Raw genomic sequence first — 19,596 nt, forward strand, 5'->3', positions numbered from 1 at the left:
CACCTCCTCGCGACGGCGTCGGAGGGGTCGACATGCTCTAGCGTTTCCCGTGTGAGCGAGCGTGGGTATCTGGATGCCGCGTCGGCGGAGCCGATGCACCCGGCAGCACGGGAAATGTTGCTGTCGGCAGTGGATTCCGGATGGGCCGATCCGGTGCGTCTGCACCACGAAGGACGGACCGCCCGGCTGCTGCTGGACAACGCCCGTGCCGTCCTCGCGGACGCGATCGGCGTACGCCCGGACGAGCTCTACCTGACGACTTCCGGTACGACGGCGATCCAGGCCGGGCTGTCCGCCGTACGAGCCGCGCGCCGGCGGGTCGGCACACAGGTTGTCCACACGGCCGTCGAGCACTCCGCCGTTCTCCACAGCGCTGGGGACGAGGGTGTGGAAGTCGGCGTGGACATCCGCGGCCGGGTTGATCAAGAGGCGTTCGCGGACGCAGTACGGCGGCCTGGTGTCGCCGTGGCTGCTGTCCAGTCGGCCAACCACGAAGTAGGTACTAGGCAACCAATCGCTGCGATCGCCCAGGACTGCCAGGACGTGCCGCTGTTTGTTGACGCGTCCGCGTCGGTTGGCCATGACCCCGTGCCTGAGGGCTGGTCGGTACTGACGGCCAGCGCGCACAAGTGGGGTGGACCAGCCGGCGTCGGGCTGCTGGCGGTGCGGAAGGGGACGCGGATCGCGCCGGCGTGGCCGATGGACGAGCGCGAGGACGGGCTCTCCCCCGGCTTCCCCGACGTACCCAACACGCTGGCTGCAGCGGCCGCGCTGCAGGCCCGGCTCAGTGAGGCCGAGGAGCTCAACAAGCAGCACCGGGCCTGGATCGACGAGGTACGGCGGCGCGTGCCGGCCGACGTGCCTGATGTGGAGGTGGTGGGCGATCCGGACGACCGTCTGCCGCACATCCTCACGTTCTCTTGTCTGTACGTCGACGGCGAGGCCCTGGTGACCGCACTGGATGCGGAGGGCTTCGCGGTCTCCAGCGGCTCCGCCTGTACGTCGAGCACCCTCAAGCCCTCGCATGTCCTCGCCGCGATGGGCGTACTGACCCACGGCAACGTCCGGGTGTCGTTGAGCCGTGAGACCACGTACGACGACGTCGACCGCTTCTGCCAGGTCCTGCCGGGCATCGTGCAGCGGATCCGGGCGGAGGTGGGGATGTGAACGTCGAGCTGGACTGCCGCGGCCTGCTGTGTCCACTCCCGGTGATCAAATTGGCCAAGGCGCTACCGACTGTTGCCATCGGCGAAACAGTCACCGTCCTGGCCGATGACCCGGCCGCGGCCGTCGACATCCCGGCCTGGTGCCGGATGCGTTCGCAGGACCTCGTGGAAGCGGCCCAAAAACGTTACGTCGTCCGGCGCGTCAGCTGACAGACTCGGTGGGGTGACCGACTTCGCGTACAAACCCACGCTGACCGGCGATCTCGTCGTACTGAGACCGCTGGACGAGGGTGACTACGAAGCGCTGGCCGCCGCGATGGCCGACCCGGACGTGACCCGGCTGACCGGGAGCCACCAGGAGATCAGCGAGGAGCAAGCCCGGGAGTGGATGCGCACCCGGAAGGACCAGACCGACCGGCTCGACCTGGCCATCGTCGACCGGGCCTCCGGGCAGGTCGTGGGCGAGGCCGTGCTGAACGACTGGGACCGGGACAACAAGTGCTGCAACTTCCGGATCCTGATCGGCCCGGCCGGCCAGGGCCGCGGGCTCGGCACCGAGGCGACCCGGCTGATCATCGGCTACGGAATCGGTCAGATCGGGCTGCACCGGATCAGCCTCGGCGTCTACGCGTTCAACCCGCGGGCCCAGCGCGCCTACGAGAAGGCCGGCTTCAAGGTCGAGGGTGTACTGCGGGACGCACTGCTCTGGGAGGGCAAGTGGGTTGACGAGATCGTGATGTCGATACTGGCGTCGGAGTGGATACCGTCAAAGGTGTGATCGACGCCGAACGCATCGCCGTACTGACGGGAGCCGGGATCTCGACCGCCTCCGGCATCCCCGACTTCCGGGGGCCACAGGGTGTGTGGACGAAGAACCCGGCCGCGGAGGCGATGTTCGACATCGACGAGTACGTCGGCAGTCGCGAGGTCCGGGTGGCGACCTGGAAGCACCGTCTGGCCGTACCGGCGTGGACGGCCGAGCCGAACCCGGGCCACCTCGCACTGGTCGAGCTGGAACGGCAGGGCCGCCTGACCGGCCTGGCTACCCAGAACGTCGACGGGCTGCACCGGAAGGCCGGATCGTCGCCGTCCCTCGTCCACGAGCTGCACGGGACGGTCTGGTACGTCGACTGCCTCCAGTGCGGCCGGCGGATCCCGATGGCCGACGTACTCACCCGACTCGAGTCGGGTGACGAGGACCCGGCCTGTGAGGTCTGCGGCGGCATCCTCAAGTCGGCGACCGTCTCCTTCGGCCAGTCGCTCGACCGCGACGTACTGGACCGGGCCGTCGCCGCCACCGAGGCCGCCGACCTGCTCCTGGCCGTCGGCACGTCGCTGCAGGTCTATCCGGCCGCCGGTCTCTGCGACCTCGCTCTGAACGCCGGGAAGCCACTGATCGTCGTGAACGCCCAGCCAACGCCGTACGACGAACAGGCCACGACTGTGCTCCGGACCCCGATCGAGACCACCCTGCCGGACCTCGTGACCTTACCGTGACATTCGAGCCCTCCTCACGGTAAAAGCCGCGGGTTAGCGTCCGGCCCAAGGGTGAGTCGGCGGGAGGGGAACCGTGATGCGCGGGTTCAGGCGTTGGACGGCAGGGGTCACCGCGGCCGCAGTCGTTGTGCTGGGTTTGGGTACGGCGTCACCGGCACCGGCGCAGGTCGCCGCGGACCGCGTGGTGACGCTCGCCGGCTCGTTGCAGAGCGAGCTGGGTTGTCCGGCGGACTGGGATCCAGGCTGTGACGCGACCAGCCTCGGGGCGGGTGCGCCGTACACGAAGGTGTTCGACGTGCCGGCCGGGACGTACGAGTACAAGGTCACGATCAACAAGGGCTGGGACGAGAACTACGGCGCGGGCGGTGTGCTGAACGGGCAGAACATCCCATTGAGCATCCAGGGACCGGCCAAGCTGCAGTTCAGTTACGACGACACCAGTCACCTTGTGACGGTGAAGCCGGTCGACCTGGCCGGGTCGACGGTGACCGCCGCGGACAAGACGCTCGCCACGCCGAGCTTGCGACCGGATCTCACCAAGGAGCGGTTCTACTTCCTGATGGCGGACCGCTTCGCCAACGGCGACAAGTCCAACGACGCGGGCGGGCTGACGGGCGATCGCCTGCAGACCGGGCTGGACCCGACCGACAAGGGCTTCTACCACGGCGGCGACCTGGCCGGTGTGATGCAGAAGCTCGACTACATCAAGTCGCTGGGTACGACGTCGATCTGGCTGACACCGTCGTTCAAGAACCGGCCGGTGCAGGGCGAGGGCGCGAACGTGAGCGCCGGGTACCACGGGTACTGGATCACCGACTTCACCCAGATCGATCCGCACCTCGGCAACAACGCCGACATGAAGCAGCTGATCACGCTCGCGCACAAGAAGGGGATGAAGGTCTTCTTCGACATCATCACCAACCACACCGCGGACGTGATCGACTACCAGTCCCACAACTACGGGTACATCCCGAAGTCGACGTCGCCGTACAAGGATGCTCAGGGCAACGTTTTCGACGACAAGCAGTACGCCGGCGGCGACACGTTCCCGCCGCTGGACGCGCAGACGAGCTTCCCGAACGTGCCGGTGTTCCGGACTCCGGCCGACGCGAGCGTCAAGGTGCCGGCCTGGCTGAACGACCCGACGCTGTACCACAACCGCGGCGATTCCACCTTCGCCGGTGAGAGCGCGGAGTACGGCGACTTCGTCGGGCTGGACGACCTGTTCACCGAGCAGCCGAAGGTCCGCGACGGGATGATCGACGTCTACAAGACCTGGGCCGAGTTCGGGATCGACGGGTTCCGGATCGACACGGTCAAGCACGTCAACATCGAGTTCTGGCAGAAGTTCTCCCCGCAGATCCTGGCCGCGGCCAAGAGCGCCGGGTCGAAGAACTTCTTCATGTTCGGCGAGGTCTTCGACGCGAACCCGCAGTTCATGTCGACGTACACCACCAAGGGCGATCTGCAGGCGACGCTCGACTTCGGGTTCCAGCAGAACGCGGTCGCCTACGCGAAGGGTGATCCGAGTACCAAGCTGCGGGACTTCTACGCCGACGACGACTACTACACCGACGCGGATTCGAACGCGTACGAGCTGCCGACGTTCCTCGGCAACCACGACATGGGCCGCGTCGGCATGTTCCTCAAGCAGGGCGGCGCGAACGGCCAGGAACTCCTGCAGCGGGACGAGCTCGCGCACTCCCTGATGTACCTGACGCGCGGCAACCCGGTCATCTACTACGGCGACGAGCAGGGCTTCACCGGTCCGGGCGGCGACAAGGACGCGCGGCAGGACATGTTCGCGACCAAGACCGCAGACTACGCGGACGACGAGGTCGTCGACGGCAGCGGTACGACGACGATCGGCAACAAGGACCGGTACGACGTCAACTCGCCGATGTACAAGCACATCGCGGCGCTGGCGAAGCTGCGGGCGAAGTACCCGGCGCTGTCGGACGGTCGGCAGGTGCACCGGTACTCCTCCAACACCAACGGGCTCTACGCGTTCAGCCGGCTCGGCAGCGACAACGTCGAGTACCTGGTGGTCTCGAACAACTCGAAGACGGCGGCGTCCGCGACGGTGCCGACGTACGGGCCGGACACCTGGCTCAAGCCGGTCTACGGCGGCTCCAAGTCGGTGAAGACCGACCGTGAAGGCCGTGTGGTCCTCAGCCAGGCTCCGCTGTCCGTCACGGTCTACCAGGCCCAGACGAAGGTCCCGAAGCCCGCCAAGGCCCCTGCCGTCTACATGAGCTCGCCGGAGCTCGGTGCGACGGTCGGTGGGCGCGCTGAGATCGCGGCTGCGGTTCCGGCGAACACTCCGGTCACCGTGACCTTCGGCTACCGCCCGGTGGGTACGACGGCGTGGAAGCGGCTCGGCGCGGACGACAACGCGCCGTACCGGGTCTACCAGGACGTGTCCGGGCTGGCTAAGGGCACTCTGCTCGAGTACCGCGCCGTACTGCGGGATGCCGCGGGCAACTACTCGGTGTCCGGGTCGTACGGCGTCGTGGGCGATGCCCCTGCAGCAGCTGGTGGCGGTGGCGGCACCGGTCCCGTCGTGCAGCCGGCGAACGTCAGCGTGCCGGGTGACCACAACAGCGAGATGGGCTGTACGGCGGACTGGGCGCCGGACTGCGACCAGGCCCAGCTGACGCTCGACCCGAAGGACAAGGTGTGGAAGGGCACGTACCCGAACCTGGCCGGTGAGCACGCCTACAAGGCGGCGATCAACAAGACCTGGGACGAGAACTACGGCGCCGGCGGGGTCGCGAACGGCGCGAACATCTCCTACACCGGCCCCAGCGGACCAGTCACCTTCTACTACGAGCACGGGCGGCACTACGTCACCTCCAGCGCGCAGGGGCCGATCATCACCGTGCCCGGGTCGTTCCAGTCCGAGCTGGGCTGTCCGGCCGACTGGGACCCGTCCTGCATGCGACCCTGGTTGACCGACGAGGACGGGGACGGGACGTACACCTGGTCCACCAGTGAGTTGGGAGCGGGCAACTATGAGGCGAAGGTCGCGCACAACCTGTCCTGGGACGAGAGCTACCCGGCCAACAACGTGCCGGTCTCGGTGCCGAGTGACGGGCTCGTGGTCACGTTCTCGTACGTGCTCGCGACGCACCAGTTCACAGTGACGACGTCCAAGCCGGGTGCGACGCCGGACCTGAGCCAGGCGAAGGCGTACTGGCTCGACCGCAACACGCTCGCCGTACCGGCCGTCGCCCACCCGGAGCGGTACCGCTGGCGGCTGCACTGGTCCGACACAGCCTCGTTGAAGATCGACGCGGACGACATCGGTGGAGTGTCGAGGGGCCTCCGGTACGACTCCAAGATCGTGAAGCCTGGCTACACGACGCTCCGGCTGGACAACGCCGACGCCCGCAAGATCCTGACCGGGCAGCTCGGACTGGCGCAGTACGACGACGCCGGCCGGTTGCTGGACGCAACAGGTGTGCAGATACCCGGTGTGCTCGACGACGTCTACGGGAGCGCCGCGAACCGCTCGTACGGCGTCACCTGGAAGGCGGGGGTGCCGACCTTCACGCTGTGGGCGCCTACGGCGCAGAGCGTGCGGCTCCTGGTCGGCTCGGCGGCTGTCCCGATGAAGCGCAACGATGACGGCTCCTGGGCGGTCACCGGATCGCGCTCGTGGAAGAACGCGTCGTACCGCTTCGAGGTCAAGGTCTACGCGCCGAGCACCGGCAAGGTGGAGACGAATGTCGTCACCGATCCGTATTCGGTCGCGTTGACCACAGACTCGACGTACTCCGTTGCAGCCGATCTGAATGACCCGGCCGGGCAGCCGGCGTTGTGGACGAAGACGCCGTCGCCGAAGCTCGCGCGGGGCGTCGACTCGACGATCTACGAGCTGCACGTGCGCGACTTCTCCATCAACGACAGCACGGTGCCGGCCGGGCATCGCGGTACGTATCTGGCGTTCGCGGACCAAGGTGACGGGACGAAGCATCTGCAAGCGCTGGCGAAGGCGGGCCTGAACACGGTCCACCTCTTGCCGACCTTCGACATCGCGTCGATCCCCGAGACCGGGCAGCAGACCCCGGCCTGTGATCTGAAGGCGTTGCCGCCGGACTCCGACCAGCAGCAGGCGTGCGTGACGGCCGTCGCTGCGAAGGACGGGTTCAACTGGGGTTACGACCCGTACCACTGGCTCGCGCCGGAGGGTTCGTACGCGACCCAGAAGGACGGGCTCGCACGGGTCTCGGAGTTCCGCACGATGGTCGGCGGGCTGCACAAGTCCGGGCTGCGCGTCGTACTCGACCAGGTCTACAACCACACGCCTGCGGCCGGTGAGGCGCCGACGTCGGTCCTCGACCAGATCGTGCCCGGGTACTACCAGCGGCTGAACGCGACCGGCAAGGTCGAGAACTCGACCTGCTGCAGCAACATCGCCACCGAACACGCGATGGCCGAGAAGATCATGGTCGACGGCACCGTCAGCTGGGCCCGCAACTACCACGTCGACGGCTTCCGCTACGACCTGATGGGTCACCACAGCAAGGCGAACATGCTGAAGGTCCGGGCCGCGCTCGACAAGCTGACACTCGCCAAGGACGGTGTCGACGGCAAGTCGATCTATCTGTACGGCGAGGGCTGGAACTTCGGCGAGGTCGCGAACGACGCGCTGTTCGTCCAGGCCCGGCAGGGCAACCTCGGCGGCACCGGGATCGGCACGTTCTCCGACCGGATGCGCGACGCGGTCCGCGGCGGCGGCCCGTTCGACGACAACCCGCGGATCCAGGGCTTCGGCTCCGGTGAGGCGAGCGACCCGAACGGCGACCCGATCAACGGCACACCGGACGACCGGGCGAAGCGGCTGGCCCACGACACCGACCTGGTCCAGCTCGGCCTGGCCGGCAACCTGCGCTCGTTCACCTTCCGCTCCGTCGAGTCGGGTACGACGGTGCGCGGCGACGGTGTCGACTACAACGGCTCGCCGGCCGGGTACGCCGATCAGCCGGACGAGGTGATCAGCTATGTCGATGCCCATGACAACGAAACGTTGTGGGACACGCTGACGTACAAGCTGCCGACCGACCTGCCGATGCCGGATCGGATCCGGATGAACACGTTGTCGCTGGCAACGACCGCGCTGGCGCAGACACCGTCGTTCTGGCACGCGGGCGCGGACCTGCTGCGCAGCAAGTCGCTGGACCGCAACTCGTACGACTCCGGCGACTGGTTCAACACCCTCGACTGGACCGGCGCCGACAACGGCTTCGGCCACGGCCTCCCACCGAAGCCCGACAACGAGGCCAAGTGGCCGTACATGAAGCCGCTCCTCGCCAACCCAGCGCTGAAGCCGACTGCGGCCGATGTGTCGACGGCCTCGGCTGCCGCAGCGGATCTGTTGAAGCTCCGGTTCTCGACGCCGCTGTTCCGGCTCGGCACCGCCGATCTCATCAACCAGAAGCTCAGCTTCCCGGTGAGTGGTGCGACGCCTGGCGTAATCACGATGCGAATCGACGACACGGTAGGACCGAATGTCGACCCGGCGCTGAAGGGCGTAGTGGTCGTCTTCAACAGCACAGGGTCTGCGGTGTCCCAGCAGGTGCCAGGCCTGACCGGCGCCAACCTGTCGCTCTCGCCGGTGCAGGCCGGCGGGTCGGACTCGGTCGTCAAGCAGACCACCTGGAACGCGACCACCGGCACGGCAACAGTCCCACCGCGGACCGTCGCCGTACTGGTTCAGCGTTAGAGCCCCGCGAAGCGAGAAGCAGCTACGAAGGCCGCCAGCGCCAGGAAGATGGTGTTGGCGGCCGTCGAGCGGGGTTCGCGGAGTGACGAGTGGGAGGTCGCTGCGCCGATCATCACGAAGACCAGGCCGACGGCGGCCAGCGGGGTGAGGACGCGGGCGGTGTCGGTGAGCCACGGGGCGAAGAGGCCGGCTACCGCCAGGAGTTCGCAGACGGCGACGAAGCGGACCAGCGGCATCGGGAACGGGGCGATGCCGGTCTGACCGGTGGCGATCAGGCGGGCGCGCGACATCGTGGACTTCAGGACGCCGGAGATCGTGAAGACGACGGCGAGCACGCCAGTGAAGATCCAGGTGATCGTGTTCATGCTGATTGCAGACGATCGACCGTCAACTCCTGTGACACTGTCACTGGGAGACGCACTCGATCGTCTGTGAAGGTGTGATGGAGGAACTCAGACCGCTGCTGCTGTCGATCGCGTACCGGATGCTGGGCACGTTCGGCGACGCCGAGGACGTCGTCCAGGAGGCGTACCTGCGCCTGCATCGCGAGCCCGAGGTCGCCTCTCCCAAGGCCTTCCTCACGACCGTGACGACCAGACTCGCGATCGACCAGCTGCGCTCGGCACGCCGGCAACGGGAGCAGTACTTCGGCCCCTGGCTGCCGGAACCCGCCGTCGACGAGTACGTCGACCTGGCCGACCGGGCCGCGCTCTCGGACTCGCTGTCCACGGCGTTCCTGGTCGTCCTCGAGCGCCTCTCCCCCGACCAGCGCGCGGTGTTCCTGCTCGGCGACGTCTTCGGCTACTCGTACGACGATCTCGCGGACATCCTCGGCAAGACCCCGGCCAACTGCCGCCAACTCGCCGTCCGCGCCCGTCGCCGGATCGCCGACAACCGCCCGCGCTTCGACGCGTCACCGCACGAACGGGACGAGCTCGTACGTCGCTTCACCGCCGCCGCCCAGGAAGGCGAGATCGATGCCCTCGTCGAGCTGCTCGCCCCTGACGTGACGTTCACCGGCGACGGAGGCGGCAAAGCCATCGGACTCCCCCACCCGCTGCACGGCGCCCTGCCGGTCGGGCGGATGGTGGTCACCGCGTTCGGCAAGTTCCCCGAACTCGGCGCGGAACCGGTGCACGTCGGCAATCAGCCCGCGCTCCGCATCCACGACCCGTCGAACCGGACGGTCGCGATCTGGTCGTTCGTGGTCGTCGAGGGCCGGATCAGCGCGATCCACGGCGTCGTCAACCCCGAGAAGCTGACGCACGTCCAGCCGTCAGGGCACGCGGACGACGAGCGCTGACGCATCCACCTCCGCGACCAGCGTCGTACCCTCGGAGATCGTGTCGCCGTCGAGCTCGCGGCGTGCGGCACGGTCGGCGCGGACCTGGATCCGTTTGCCGGTGAAGCGTTCGACACCGCGTTCGCGCCAGGACTTGATCACCAGACCGAGCGCCAGCCGGGGCCAGTGGCTGATCCGGCGCGGTGCGAGCACGACCAGGTCGATCCGGCCGTCGTCGGGTGTTGCGTCCGGGAACAGCGGGATGTTCGCCTGAAGCGTGCCGACGTTGCCGATCACGACGGTCCGCGCGCGACGGCGTACCGGCGGCTGGTCGTCGATCGTGATCTCGACGTGGACGAACGGGTGGTTCAGATTCTTCACCGTGGAGACGACGTACGCCGCCCAGCCGACCCGCTTCTTGAGGTCGTCGGGTGCGTCCTCGATGATCGCGGCGTCCAGACCGAGGCCGGCCATCACCACGAACCGGTCGTCCGGCAGCTGGTCACCCTTGATCTGCACGCTGTCGATCCGCTGGTCCGACCCGTCGAGGAGCTCGTTCAGCGCGTCGTCCATCTCCAGCGAGATGCCGAGGTTGCGGGCCAGCAGGTTCCCGGTCCCGCCCGGCAGTACAGCGGCCGGGATCGTGGTCCCGGCCAGCTCCGCGCACACCACCCGGACCGTGCCGTCGCCACCCGCGACCAGCACCAGATCGACCTTCTCCTCGATCGCCTGCCGGGCCATCCCGACCCCGGCGTCGTCCTCGGTCGTCTCCAGCCACAGCGGGGCGCCGTACCCCCGTTCGGTCAGCGCGGTCTCGACGGTACGACGGAACGGGTCGACGTCGACCTTGACGGGATTCACGATGACGGCTGCCCGCCTGTCAGGACTCACCTTATTTTTGTCCGTTCGTAGAGATAGCGTGCTCGGCGTGAGCAGACTTCCACGGAGTACGCCAGAAGCCCAGGGGTTGTCCGCCGCGGCGCTCGACAGTTTTGTCGGAGCGCTCGACGCCGGGGAGCCGGAGATCCAGACCATCATGCTGCTGCGGCACGGCCAGGTCGTGCTCGAGGAGGCCTGGGCGCCATACCGGCTCGAGGATCCGCATCTGCTGTTCTCGGTGTCGAAGAGCTTCACCTCGACCGGTGTCGGGCTGGCGATCGACGCGGGCCTGCTCTCGCTGGACGACCAGGTGATCTCGTTCTTCGAGGCGGACGAGCTGCCGGAGACGGTCAGCGACAACCTGGCCGCCATGAAGATCCGGCACCTGCTGACGATGACGACCGGGCACTCGCAGGACACCGTCGAGGCACTCAGCCGCGACCGCCGGATGGTGAAGATCTTCCTCGGCCTCGAGGTGGCGCACGAGCCCGGCACGGTGTTCGTCTACAACAGCGGCGCGACGTACATGCTGTCCGCGATCGTGCAGCGACTGACCGGTGAGCGACTGCTCGACTACCTGCGGCCGCGGCTGTTCGAGCCGCTCGGTGCGACCGAGGCGACCTGGCAGGTGTCCAGGGAGGGCATCACGACCGGCGGCTGGGGACTCAGCATCAACACCGAGTCGCTGGCCAGCTTCGGGCAGCTCCTGCTGCAGCACGGCGAGTGGGATGGCAAACAACTCGTCCCCGCCGAGTGGTACGAAGCGGCCACGTCGAAGCAGGTCCCCAACGACAGCGAGGAGAATCCGGACTGGAAGCAGGGCTACGGCTTCCAGTTCTGGCGCGGGCGGCACAACACCTTCCGCGGCGACGGCGCCTTCGGACAGTACTGCCTGGTGTTCCCGGACTACGACACCGCGCTGATCATCACAAGCGCGACGACGAACATGCAGGCGATCCTGAACACCGTCTGGGAGTATCTGCTGCCGGCGCTGGAGGGCAAAGAGGTCCCAGAGGTCTCGCGTCCGGCCCGGTTGGAGTTGCTGCCGCCGGTTGGCTCGGCTCCGGTCGGCGGAGACGGGCGGACCTATCGGTTCACCGAGCGGAACGATGCCGGGCTGACCGGCGTACGGCTCGAGGCGGACGGGACCGGGGTGTTCAGCTTCGAGGAGTTCGACGGGAGCGGATCCCATGAGGTCGTCTGCGGGCCGGGCGATTGGCAGGAGCAGACCACACCGGGCGCTGGGCGGATCCTCACCAGCGCGTACGGCGACGGCGACGCGTTCGTGGCCACGCTGCGGTGGGTCGAGACGCCGTTCGTTGCCAAGTTCACCTGTCGGGTCGCCGGTGACTCGATGACCGTCGACGGCGAGCTGAACGTGTCGTTCGGGCCGACCGAGTTCACGCTGACGTCCGAGGTGTGATCCGGGTCATGTCACAAAGCTGAGGCCGCCGCGTGTCCTCCGGGTCGTAACAGCAGACGACGGAGGATGACATGAAGGTCTTGGTAGCAGGCGCGACCGGTGGATTGGGCCGGTCGCTGGTACCGCAGCTGATCGCGGCCGGGCACCAGGTGACCGGGATGACCCGGTCGGAGTCCGGCGCGAGCAGCGTGCAGTCGTTCGGGGCGGACGCCGTACTCGCGGACGGGCTCGACGCCGACGCCGTCCGTGCGGCGGTGGAGAAGGTCCGCCCGGAGGTCGTCGTACACCAGATGACCGCGCTCAAGGGCGGGATCGACTTCAAGCACTTCGACGACAGCTTCGCGATGACGAACCGGCTGCGGACCGAAGGCACCGACAACCTGCTCGCCGCATCCCAGGCTGCCGGCGTACGACGGTTCGTCGTCCAGTCGTACGCCGGCTGGAACTTGCAGCACGGCGGATCCGCCGCCAAGACCGAGGCGGACCCGCTCGACCCGAACCCGGTGCCCGCGCAGCAGCAGACGATGGCTGGGATCAAGCACCTCGAGTCGGCGGTCCTGAACGCCGACGGGATCGAGGGCGTCGTGCTCCGGTACGCGAGCTTCTACGGGCCGACCGGGGACATCGGCAAGGGCGGATCGATGGTGGAGATGATCCAGAAGCGCCGGCTGCCGCTGATCGGCGACGGTACCGGCGTCTGGTCGTTCGTCCATTACGACGATGCGGCCTCGGCGACGGTGAAGGCGGTCGAGAGCGACGTGACCGGGGTGTTCCACATCGCCGACGACGACCCGGCGCAGGCGGTGGTCTGGCTGCCCGAGTTCGCTCGCATTCTCGGGGCGAAGGCACCGCGGCACATCCCGGCCTGGCTGGGTCGGCTCGCGGTCGGAGACGTCGGGGTCGCCGCGTTCACCGAGATCCGCGGGGCGGACAACACGCTGGCGAAGCAGACCTTCGGCTGGCAGCCCGGGTACGCGTCCTGGCGCGAAGGTTTCCGCGAAGGTCTGTAAGCCGGAAACAGTGAGAGGTTTTCTTTACATCGGCGTTACAAGTGAGGACGACTGCTGAAACCGGCGGGCCCTGAACTGGAAAGGACCCGCCGGGACGGCGGGGCGCCCCTAGGGTTCCGCTGCTGGTCGAGCTGACAGCAGGACTGGTCCGAGAGGGGAGGCGGCGCTCGCAGCAGGAGTGCCGTTCCACGGCGGGACAAAAGCCCGGGAGGCCTTGAAAGGCCCCGGGCTGCTGTGCGTGCATTCCGGGCCTGACTCCAGCGGAGGCCGGAATGTCAGCACCCTCAGAAACACTGAGCACGGATCAATCAGTCGCACGCGACCTCGGCCATTTCGGCTACGCGCAGCAACTCTCGCGCCGCGTCGGCAGCTATGCGTCGTTCGCGGCCGGCTTCTCGTTCGTCTCGATCCTCACGACCGTCTTCCAGCTATTCGGTCTGGGGTTCGGCTTCGGCGGTACGGCGTTCTTCTGGACCTGGCCCGCTGTCCTGGCCGGCCAGCTGATGGTCGCGTTGTGCTTCGCCGAGCTCGCCGCGCGGTATCCGTTGTCCGGGGCGATCTACCAGTGGGCCCGTCGGCTTGGCGGTGCAGTGGTCGGCTGGTTCGCGGGGTGGACGATGGTGATCGCGCAGATCATCACGCTGGCGACCGCGGCGATCGCGTTGCAGGTCGTGCTGCCTGCGGTGTGGCCCGGGTTCCAGTTGGTCGGTAGCGATCCTGCACTGGCGTCGAAGGACGGCGCGGCGAACGCCGTGCTCCTCGGCTGCATCCTGCTGGTCGCGACCACTCTGCTCAACGCGACCAGCGTGCGGATCACGGCGGTCGTCAACTCGGTCGGCGTGACGTGTGAGCTGATCGGCGTGGTTCTGATCGTCGTCCTGCTGACCAGCCACGCCGAGCGCGGTCCGTCGGTCGTGCTGCACACGACGAATCTGGACAGCACGACCGGGTACGTCGGACCGCTGCTCATCTCGGCGTTGATGGCGGCGTACGTGCTGGTCGGGTTCGACAGCGCGGGCGAGTTGTCGGAGGAGACGCACAAGCCGCGGGCGACGACACCGCGGACGATCATCCGCGCGGTCGTTGCCTCCGGCATCGGTGGTGCGTTCCTGATCATCGCCGCGCTGATGGCCGCGCCGTCGCTGACGGACGGGAACCTGGCCACGCAAGGGCTGCCGTATGTGCTGACGAGCCGGCTGGGTACGACGCCGGGCAAGCTGCTGCTGCTGGATGTCGCGCTCGCGGTCTGCGTGTGCACGCTCGCGATCCAGACTGCGGCGGCGCGGATGATCTTCTCGATGGCGCGCGACAACGTGCTGCCGGGTTCGCGGCAGCTGCGGAAGGTGTCCGAGCGGACCGGCACGCCGATGGCGGCAACCGTCGTACCTGGGGTGCTGGCTGCCGTCTGCCTGGTCGTGAACGTGGGGAACGCGGGCCTGTTCCTGGGCCTTGCGAGCGTCTGCATCATGCTGCTGTACGTCGCGTATCTGATGGTCACGACGCCTTTGCTGGTACGACGCCTGACCGGTGGCGGGCTGCCGGCCGGGGTGGACGAGAACGGGCGGCCACTGTTCTCGCTGGGGCGCTTCGGGGTGGTGGTCAACGTCATCGCGGTTTCCTACGGACTGGCGATGGCAATCAACCTCGGCTGGCCGCGGGCCGAGGTGTACGACCCGGCCGGTGAGGGTTGGTACCTCCACTACCTCCCGCTGATCACCCTCGCCATCGTCGCCGCCGGCGGCCTGCTCGCCTACCGCACCCAACGCACCGCGTACTACGCCTCAATCGGTCTCCCCGTGCCAGCCACCACCCCCGCCGTCGAGGCGGAGGGGGCAAGCGCATGAACCACGAGATTCCCGGTGGTGCTGCATGGTCCGCACCGGTGCGGGCAGGACGGACCATCACCCTGACCGCGCTCGCCGACAGTGCGAACGCGACCGTGCTGATGATCGGCTCCGACCGCCTCGATCGCCTCAACATCCCGGACACGTTGAAGTCGCAGATGTCCGCGCGTATCAAGCCCGGCATGGTGCTGATGTCCGACCGGGGTCTCGCGCTGGCGACCGTCATCTCCTCGACGCTCGACTGGCACGACTGTCTCACCGGCGCCCTCCCCGACCGCCTTCTCCTGCTCGAGCTGACCAAGCACGGTCTCGGCGAAGCTGATCTGCACGGCTGCATCAACTTCTTCAGCAAGGTCGCCGTCGCGAAGGACCCCCGGGCCTCGCTCGCCTTCATCCCCGACCACGCACACGCAGGCGACACCGTCACGCTCCGCGCCGACCAGGACCTCCTGATCTTCATCTCGACCGCACCCCACGCGCTTTCGGACGGCCCCTCCGGCGGCATCGCCGTGCAGCTCGAGACGCCTGCCCACGTGGAGGATCCCGACCTCCGCGAGGAAGCGATCCGCGCGCTGCGCCTGACCCGGGAGCTGATCGCATGACCATCACCGACACGACGACCGCCCTCGACACCGTGGTCGAAGCCGGCGACGGCGCACTCGTGACCGTACCGGCCGGTGGCCGCCTCCAGATCGTCGACCTGCATGGCAACCAAGCCGTCGACACCCTGTTCTACGACGCCCACGACATCGACAACCGGTACTCCGCCTTCGACACGATCCGCGAACAGCGGGCCGTCTTCCTGACCACCGGATCACGCCTGCTCTCGACCCGACTCGACGAGCTCGCCGTGATCACCGACGACACCTGCGGCCGGCACGACACCGTCGGCGGTGCGTGCTCGCAGGAGAGCAACGTCATCCGGTACGGCGAGTCCACCCGTCACCAGCACGCCTGCCGCCAAACCTTCCTTCGGTACGGCGCGACCGCCGGTATCGGCCAGCGTCAGCTCACCCACAACATCAACTTCTTCATGAACGTACCGGTGACGTCGAGCGGCGGCCTGACGTTCGAGGACGGCCTGTCGGCCCCGGGCAAGTACGTCGAGATCACCGCGAGCCGTGACCTGCTCGTGCTGATCAGCAACTGCCCGCAGATCAATAATCCCTGCAACGGCTGGAATCCGACGCCGATCCAGCTACTGGGTCGGTGGTGACGTTGGCGCACGTCACAGTTGTTGCCCCAGGCACCCAAACCACGGTGCAGGATCTCGCCGGCCGGCCGGGCCTGTGGGATGTCGGCGTACCGCCGTCCGGGGCTGCTGACGAACTCACGTTCGCGCTGCTCAATGCCGCGGTCGGCAATCCGGACACCGCGGCCGGGCTGGAGTGCGTGCTCACCGGACCGGTTCTCACCTGCAACGAGGATCGGCTGGTCTGCGTCGGCGGCGCTGTCCGCAACGCGACGGTGGACAACCTGCGGATCAAACCCGGGATGGTCATCCGGTGGCCGGCTGGATCCGTGCTGGATGTCGGTCCGCTCGACGGTCCCGGGATGCGCGGGTACGTCGCGATCCGGGGCGGACTCGACGTACCGCGCGTGCTCGGGAGTCGGTCGACGTTCATCCTCGGCGGGTTCGGCGGTCACGACGGCAAGCCGCTCGCGGCCGGCGACCAGCTCCCGCTGGGACGACAGGAGAACCTGCTGTCGCCGTTGTCGGTCGAGCTGCCGTCGATGTCGGACTCCTGGCAGGTACGAGTGATTCCCGGCCCGCACGGCGCGCCCGAACATCTCACGGCCGAAGGGGTGGACGCGTTCTTCGCCACCGAGTGGATCGTCGACCATCGCTCGGACCGGACCGGCGTCCGGCTGATCGGACCGACTCCCGGCTGGGCCCGGACCGACGGCGGCGAGGCAGGTCTGCATCCGTCGAACGTGCACGACTCGGCGTACCCGGTGGGCGGCATCATGCTGTCCGGCGACACCCCGGTCATCGTCGGCAAGGACGGGCCGTCCCTCGGCGGCTTCGTCGTACCCGCTGTCGTGATCGAGGCCGATCGCTGGATGCTCGGCCAACTGCGCGCCGGCGATTCAGTGCAGCTGATCCCGGTGACACCGGAGGTGGCGGCCGAGGCGGTCCGCGTGCGGCGCCAATGGCTGACCGATCTCCGACAGCCTCCCGCGATCGTTGCCTCGTCACCCGCAACCCCCGACCGCCCGACGGTTCTGCACCGGACATCGGCAGACGCCGGCCCGGCCGGCTCCCGGGAGGCAAGGCAGGCGCCGTCGTACACGATCAGATATGCCGGCGAGCGGCATCTGCTGGTCGAGGCCGGGCCGGCTGAGCTCGACCTCACGGTCCGCGTGTGGATCCACCTACTCGCGCAGGCCCTGCGGAATGATCGGCCGGCCGGGGTCACCGAGATCGTCGAGGGCGTGCGATCCCTCCTGGTCGCGGTCGACTCGTCCCGGCTGGCGTTGACCGACCTCGCGGAGCGGCTCGCGTTCCTCGCGGCCGGGCTGGACGATCCCGAGACCGTCGTACTGCCGGCCCGGGAGGTCGTGCTGCCGATCGCGTTCGACCACCCGGAGGCGCACGAGGCGATGCGCCGGTACGCGACCTCGGTCCGGCCGGACGCGCCGTGGTGCCCGGACAACGTCGAGTTCATCCGCCGGGTCAACGATCTCGACACACGCGACGAGGTGTTCGAGATCGTGCAGGCCGCGACGTACCTGGTGGTCGGCCTCGGCGACGTCTATCTCGGTGCGCCGGTCGCGGTGCCGATCGATCCGCGGCACCGGCTCGTCACCACGAAGTACAACCCGGCGCGGACCTGGACGCCGCAGAACGCCGTCGGGATCGGTGGGATCTACCTGTGTGTCTACGGGATGGAGGGTCCCGGTGGGTACCAATTGGTCGGGCGCACCGTCCCGGTCTGGCGGCTGTCCCCCGCCGACGAGCAGCCTTGGTTGCTGAGGCAGTTCGACCTGATCAGATTCACGCCGGTGACGGCGGAGCAACTCGCCCACGAGCGAGCCGAGATCGCCGCCGGGCGGGCAGACCTGAAGACCGCGCCGGCGACGTTCTCGATCTCCGACGTACGCCGGATCGAGCAGGAGGCACCTGTGGACATAGCGACCGTGCGGGCCAGACGCCGCGCCGCGTTCGAGGCCGAGCGGGCTCGGTGGGGCGCATGAACAACGAGTGGATCACCCGGGTCGACCCGATCGAGCCGGCCGACGGGCCGTTGCGCGGGCTGACGATGGCACTCAAGGACAACATCGACCTCGCTGGGGTGCCGACGACGGCCGGAGACCCGCGCAACAGTCGCCCTGCGGAACGCAATGCGTTCGTGGTCGACCAGCTGATCGCGGCCGGCGCCGTACCCCTGGGGAAGACGAACCTCGATCAGTACGCGACCGGGTTGGTCGGCACGCGATCGCCGTACGGCGCTTGCCATTCGGTCTTCTCGGAGCGGCATGTGTCGGGTGGGTCGAGCTCGGGCAGCGCGGTCGCCGTGGCGAGTGGGCAGGTCGACTTCGCGCTCGGTACGGATACGGCGGGCAGCGGACGGGTGCCGGCAGCGTTCAACCGACTGGTCGGCATCAAACCGAGTCGCGGGCTCGTGTCCGCGCGCGGCGTCGTACCGGCGTGTCGATCGCTCGACTGCGTGACCGTGATGGCCCGCACGGTGGCGACCGCGCGGGCGGCGTACGACGTGATGGTTGCCTATGACCCCGATGATGCCTGGTCGCGGCGTGAGGCCGACCTGCCGAGGCCGCAGGGCGGCGGCGTGATCGGCGTACCGGACGTCGGGCTGGAGCTGGATCCGCTGCATGAGGCGGCTTGGCAGGAGACGCTGGCCGAGGCTCATCGGCTGGGTGAGGTCGTGAAGGTGGACGTGCGGCCGTTGCTCGAGGCGGCCGAGCTGCTGTACTCGGGGCCGTGGCTGGCCGAACGCTGGCTGGCCTTCGGGGACAAACTCGATGACGATCCAGCCGTTGATCCCACGGTGCGGACGATCGTGCGGGGCGGCGCTGCGCTGACGGCATCGGCTGCGTTCGCCGGATTCGATCGACTCGCGACGCTTGCCCGGGCGAGTGAGCATCTGTGGACGCAGCTCGATGCGCTGCTGCTGCCTGTGACGCCGGGGCATCCCACGCTGGCGGAGGTCGCGGCGGATCCGATCGGTGTGAACAGCCGGCTCGGTCGCTTCACGAACATGGTCAACCTGCTGGATCTGTGCGCGGTCGCGTTCCCGGGACCGGATCGTGCTGACGGTCTGCCGTTCGGCGTCCAACTGCTGGCCCCGGCCGGGCATGATCGCGCGCTGATCGATCTCGCCGCAGTCTGGTGCGGTGAGCCCGTGCCTGCCTCCAACACCGACGTTCTGCTGGCGGTCGCAGGCGCCCACCTGTCCGGCCAGCCGCTCAACGACCAGCTGGTACGGCGTGGTGCGCGACTCGCCTTCACCGGCCGGACTGCTTCGTCGTACCGGATGTTCCTGGTCGACGGGCCTCGACCTGGCCTGACCCGGACGCTGACCGGTGCGGACGGGCCGGGGATCGAAGTCGAGGTGTGGAGGATGGCGGCAGACGAGCTGGGCGGGTTCGCCGGGACCATCGATCCGCCGCTCGCGATCGGGCCGCTGGAGCTGTCCGACGGGCAACAGGTCCTCGGCTTCCTCTGCACCGCCGACGCCGCGGACCCGGCCCGCGACATCACGTCCTCCGGAGGTTGGCGCGCGTACCTGTCCGGGAGCTGAG

15 protein-coding genes and 1 riboswitch are annotated in these 19,596 nt (G+C 68.2%); of the genes, 13 read left to right on the top strand and 2 right to left on the bottom strand.

The genetic code is table 11. From position 1 onward, the window contains the following. The first annotated feature begins 51 nt into the window (after positions 1-51). From ACFWUU_RS01450 to pulA, 5 genes are all read left to right on the top strand, one after another. Positions 52-1,167 (top strand): cysteine desulfurase family protein, encoded by a 1,116-nt coding sequence (locus ACFWUU_RS01450; RefSeq protein ID WP_380171730.1) that lies wholly within the window; start codon positions 52-54, stop codon positions 1,165-1,167. After that, a complete protein-coding gene (locus ACFWUU_RS01455) occupies positions 1,164-1,376 on the top strand; it encodes a sulfurtransferase TusA family protein (protein ID WP_380171732.1) in 213 nt (70 codons plus the stop codon). The genes ACFWUU_RS01450 and ACFWUU_RS01455 overlap by 4 nt, the downstream gene beginning before the upstream one ends. Before the next feature lie 13 nt (positions 1,377-1,389). Then, positions 1,390-1,944, top strand: coding sequence for a GNAT family N-acetyltransferase (locus ACFWUU_RS01460; protein ID WP_137254414.1), 555 nt, complete (start codon positions 1,390-1,392; stop codon positions 1,942-1,944). Then, positions 1,941-2,663, top strand: coding sequence for an NAD-dependent deacetylase (locus tag ACFWUU_RS01465; protein WP_380171735.1), 723 nt, complete (start codon positions 1,941-1,943; stop codon positions 2,661-2,663). The genes ACFWUU_RS01460 and ACFWUU_RS01465 overlap by 4 nt, the downstream gene beginning before the upstream one ends. A 76-nt stretch (positions 2,664-2,739) precedes the next feature. Continuing rightward, on the top strand, positions 2,740-8,391 hold the full coding sequence (gene pulA / locus ACFWUU_RS01470) for a pullulanase-type alpha-1,6-glucosidase (RefSeq protein ID WP_380171738.1): 5,652 nt from the start codon (positions 2,740-2,742) through the stop codon (positions 8,389-8,391). Here pulA and ACFWUU_RS01475 read toward each other — a convergent pair. Next, positions 8,388-8,756 (bottom strand): DoxX family protein, encoded by a 369-nt coding sequence (locus ACFWUU_RS01475; RefSeq protein ID WP_380171740.1) that lies wholly within the window; start codon positions 8,754-8,756, stop codon positions 8,388-8,390. The genes pulA and ACFWUU_RS01475 overlap by 4 nt on opposite strands. A 77-nt stretch (positions 8,757-8,833) precedes the next feature. On the opposite strand from ACFWUU_RS01475, the gene sigJ reads away from it, so the two are divergent. Continuing rightward, positions 8,834-9,694 (top strand): RNA polymerase sigma factor SigJ, encoded by an 861-nt coding sequence (sigJ, locus tag ACFWUU_RS01480; RefSeq protein ID WP_380171742.1) that lies wholly within the window; start codon positions 8,834-8,836, stop codon positions 9,692-9,694. Here sigJ and ACFWUU_RS01485 read toward each other — a convergent pair. Continuing rightward, on the bottom strand, positions 9,668-10,564 hold the full coding sequence (locus ACFWUU_RS01485) for a diacylglycerol kinase family protein (RefSeq protein ID WP_233714699.1): 897 nt from the start codon (positions 10,562-10,564) through the stop codon (positions 9,668-9,670). The two genes, sigJ and ACFWUU_RS01485, sit on opposite strands and share 27 nt — an antisense overlap. Positions 10,565-10,601: 37 nt before the next feature. Here ACFWUU_RS01485 and ACFWUU_RS01490 point away from each other — a divergent pair, with 37 nt between their 5' ends. The 7 genes from ACFWUU_RS01490 to atzF all read left to right on the top strand — a co-directional run bounded on the left by ACFWUU_RS01490 (position 10,602) and on the right by atzF (position 19,595). Then, entirely contained in the window at positions 10,602-11,975 is a 1,374-nt protein-coding gene (locus ACFWUU_RS01490) for a serine hydrolase (RefSeq protein ID WP_233714698.1), read from the top strand. A gap of 71 nt (positions 11,976-12,046) precedes the next feature. Further along, positions 12,047-12,985: an NAD-dependent epimerase/dehydratase family protein gene (locus tag ACFWUU_RS01495; protein WP_380171744.1), complete on the top strand. Its 939-nt coding sequence runs from the start codon at positions 12,047-12,049 to the stop codon at positions 12,983-12,985. A 97-nt stretch (positions 12,986-13,082) separates the two neighbouring features. Further along, positions 13,083-13,198, top strand: a riboswitch (guanidine-I (ykkC/yxkD leader). A gap of 59 nt (positions 13,199-13,257) precedes the next feature. Then, positions 13,258-14,829 (top strand): amino acid permease, encoded by a 1,572-nt coding sequence (locus tag ACFWUU_RS01500; protein WP_380171746.1) that lies wholly within the window; start codon positions 13,258-13,260, stop codon positions 14,827-14,829. Next, positions 14,826-15,431 carry a DUF1989 domain-containing protein gene (locus ACFWUU_RS01505; RefSeq protein ID WP_380171748.1) on the top strand — a complete coding sequence of 202 codons (606 nt, stop codon included), beginning with the start codon at positions 14,826-14,828 and terminating at the stop codon, positions 15,429-15,431. Before ACFWUU_RS01500 ends, ACFWUU_RS01505 begins: the two co-directional genes overlap by 4 nt. After that, on the top strand, positions 15,428-16,045 hold the full coding sequence (locus tag ACFWUU_RS01510; protein WP_380171750.1) for an urea amidolyase associated protein UAAP2: 618 nt from the start codon (positions 15,428-15,430) through the stop codon (positions 16,043-16,045). The genes ACFWUU_RS01505 and ACFWUU_RS01510 overlap by 4 nt, the downstream gene beginning before the upstream one ends. Then, positions 16,042-18,027 (top strand): 5-oxoprolinase/urea amidolyase family protein, encoded by a 1,986-nt coding sequence (locus ACFWUU_RS01515; protein ID WP_380171752.1) that lies wholly within the window; start codon positions 16,042-16,044, stop codon positions 18,025-18,027. Before ACFWUU_RS01510 ends, ACFWUU_RS01515 begins: the two co-directional genes overlap by 4 nt. Beyond that, a complete protein-coding gene (gene atzF, locus ACFWUU_RS01520) occupies positions 18,024-19,595 on the top strand; it encodes an allophanate hydrolase (protein ID WP_380171754.1) in 1,572 nt (523 codons plus the stop codon). Before ACFWUU_RS01515 ends, atzF begins: the two co-directional genes overlap by 4 nt. Position 19,596: the final 1 nt, after the last annotated feature.

This window comes from Kribbella sp. NPDC058693 (assembly GCF_042715335.1).
Taxonomy (GTDB): Bacteria; Actinomycetota; Actinomycetes; order Propionibacteriales; family Kribbellaceae; genus Kribbella; species Kribbella jiaozuonensis.

Coding starts and splice junctions, on each gene's coding strand:
- pulA (WP_380171738.1), top strand. CDS start 2,740: ATGCGCGGGTTCAGGCGTTGGACGGCAGGGGTCACCGCGGCCGCAGTC.
- sigJ (WP_380171742.1), top strand. CDS start 8,834: ATGGAGGAACTCAGACCGCTGCTGCTGTCGATCGCGTACCGGATGCTG.
- ACFWUU_RS01500 (WP_380171746.1), top strand. CDS start 13,258: ATGTCAGCACCCTCAGAAACACTGAGCACGGATCAATCAGTCGCACGC.
- ACFWUU_RS01475 (WP_380171740.1), bottom strand. CDS start 8,756: ATGAACACGATCACCTGGATCTTCACTGGCGTGCTCGCCGTCGTCTTC.
- atzF (WP_380171754.1), top strand. CDS start 18,024: ATGAACAACGAGTGGATCACCCGGGTCGACCCGATCGAGCCGGCCGAC.
- ACFWUU_RS01510 (WP_380171750.1), top strand. CDS start 15,428: ATGACCATCACCGACACGACGACCGCCCTCGACACCGTGGTCGAAGCC.
- ACFWUU_RS01505 (WP_380171748.1), top strand. CDS start 14,826: ATGAACCACGAGATTCCCGGTGGTGCTGCATGGTCCGCACCGGTGCGG.
- ACFWUU_RS01495 (WP_380171744.1), top strand. CDS start 12,047: ATGAAGGTCTTGGTAGCAGGCGCGACCGGTGGATTGGGCCGGTCGCTG.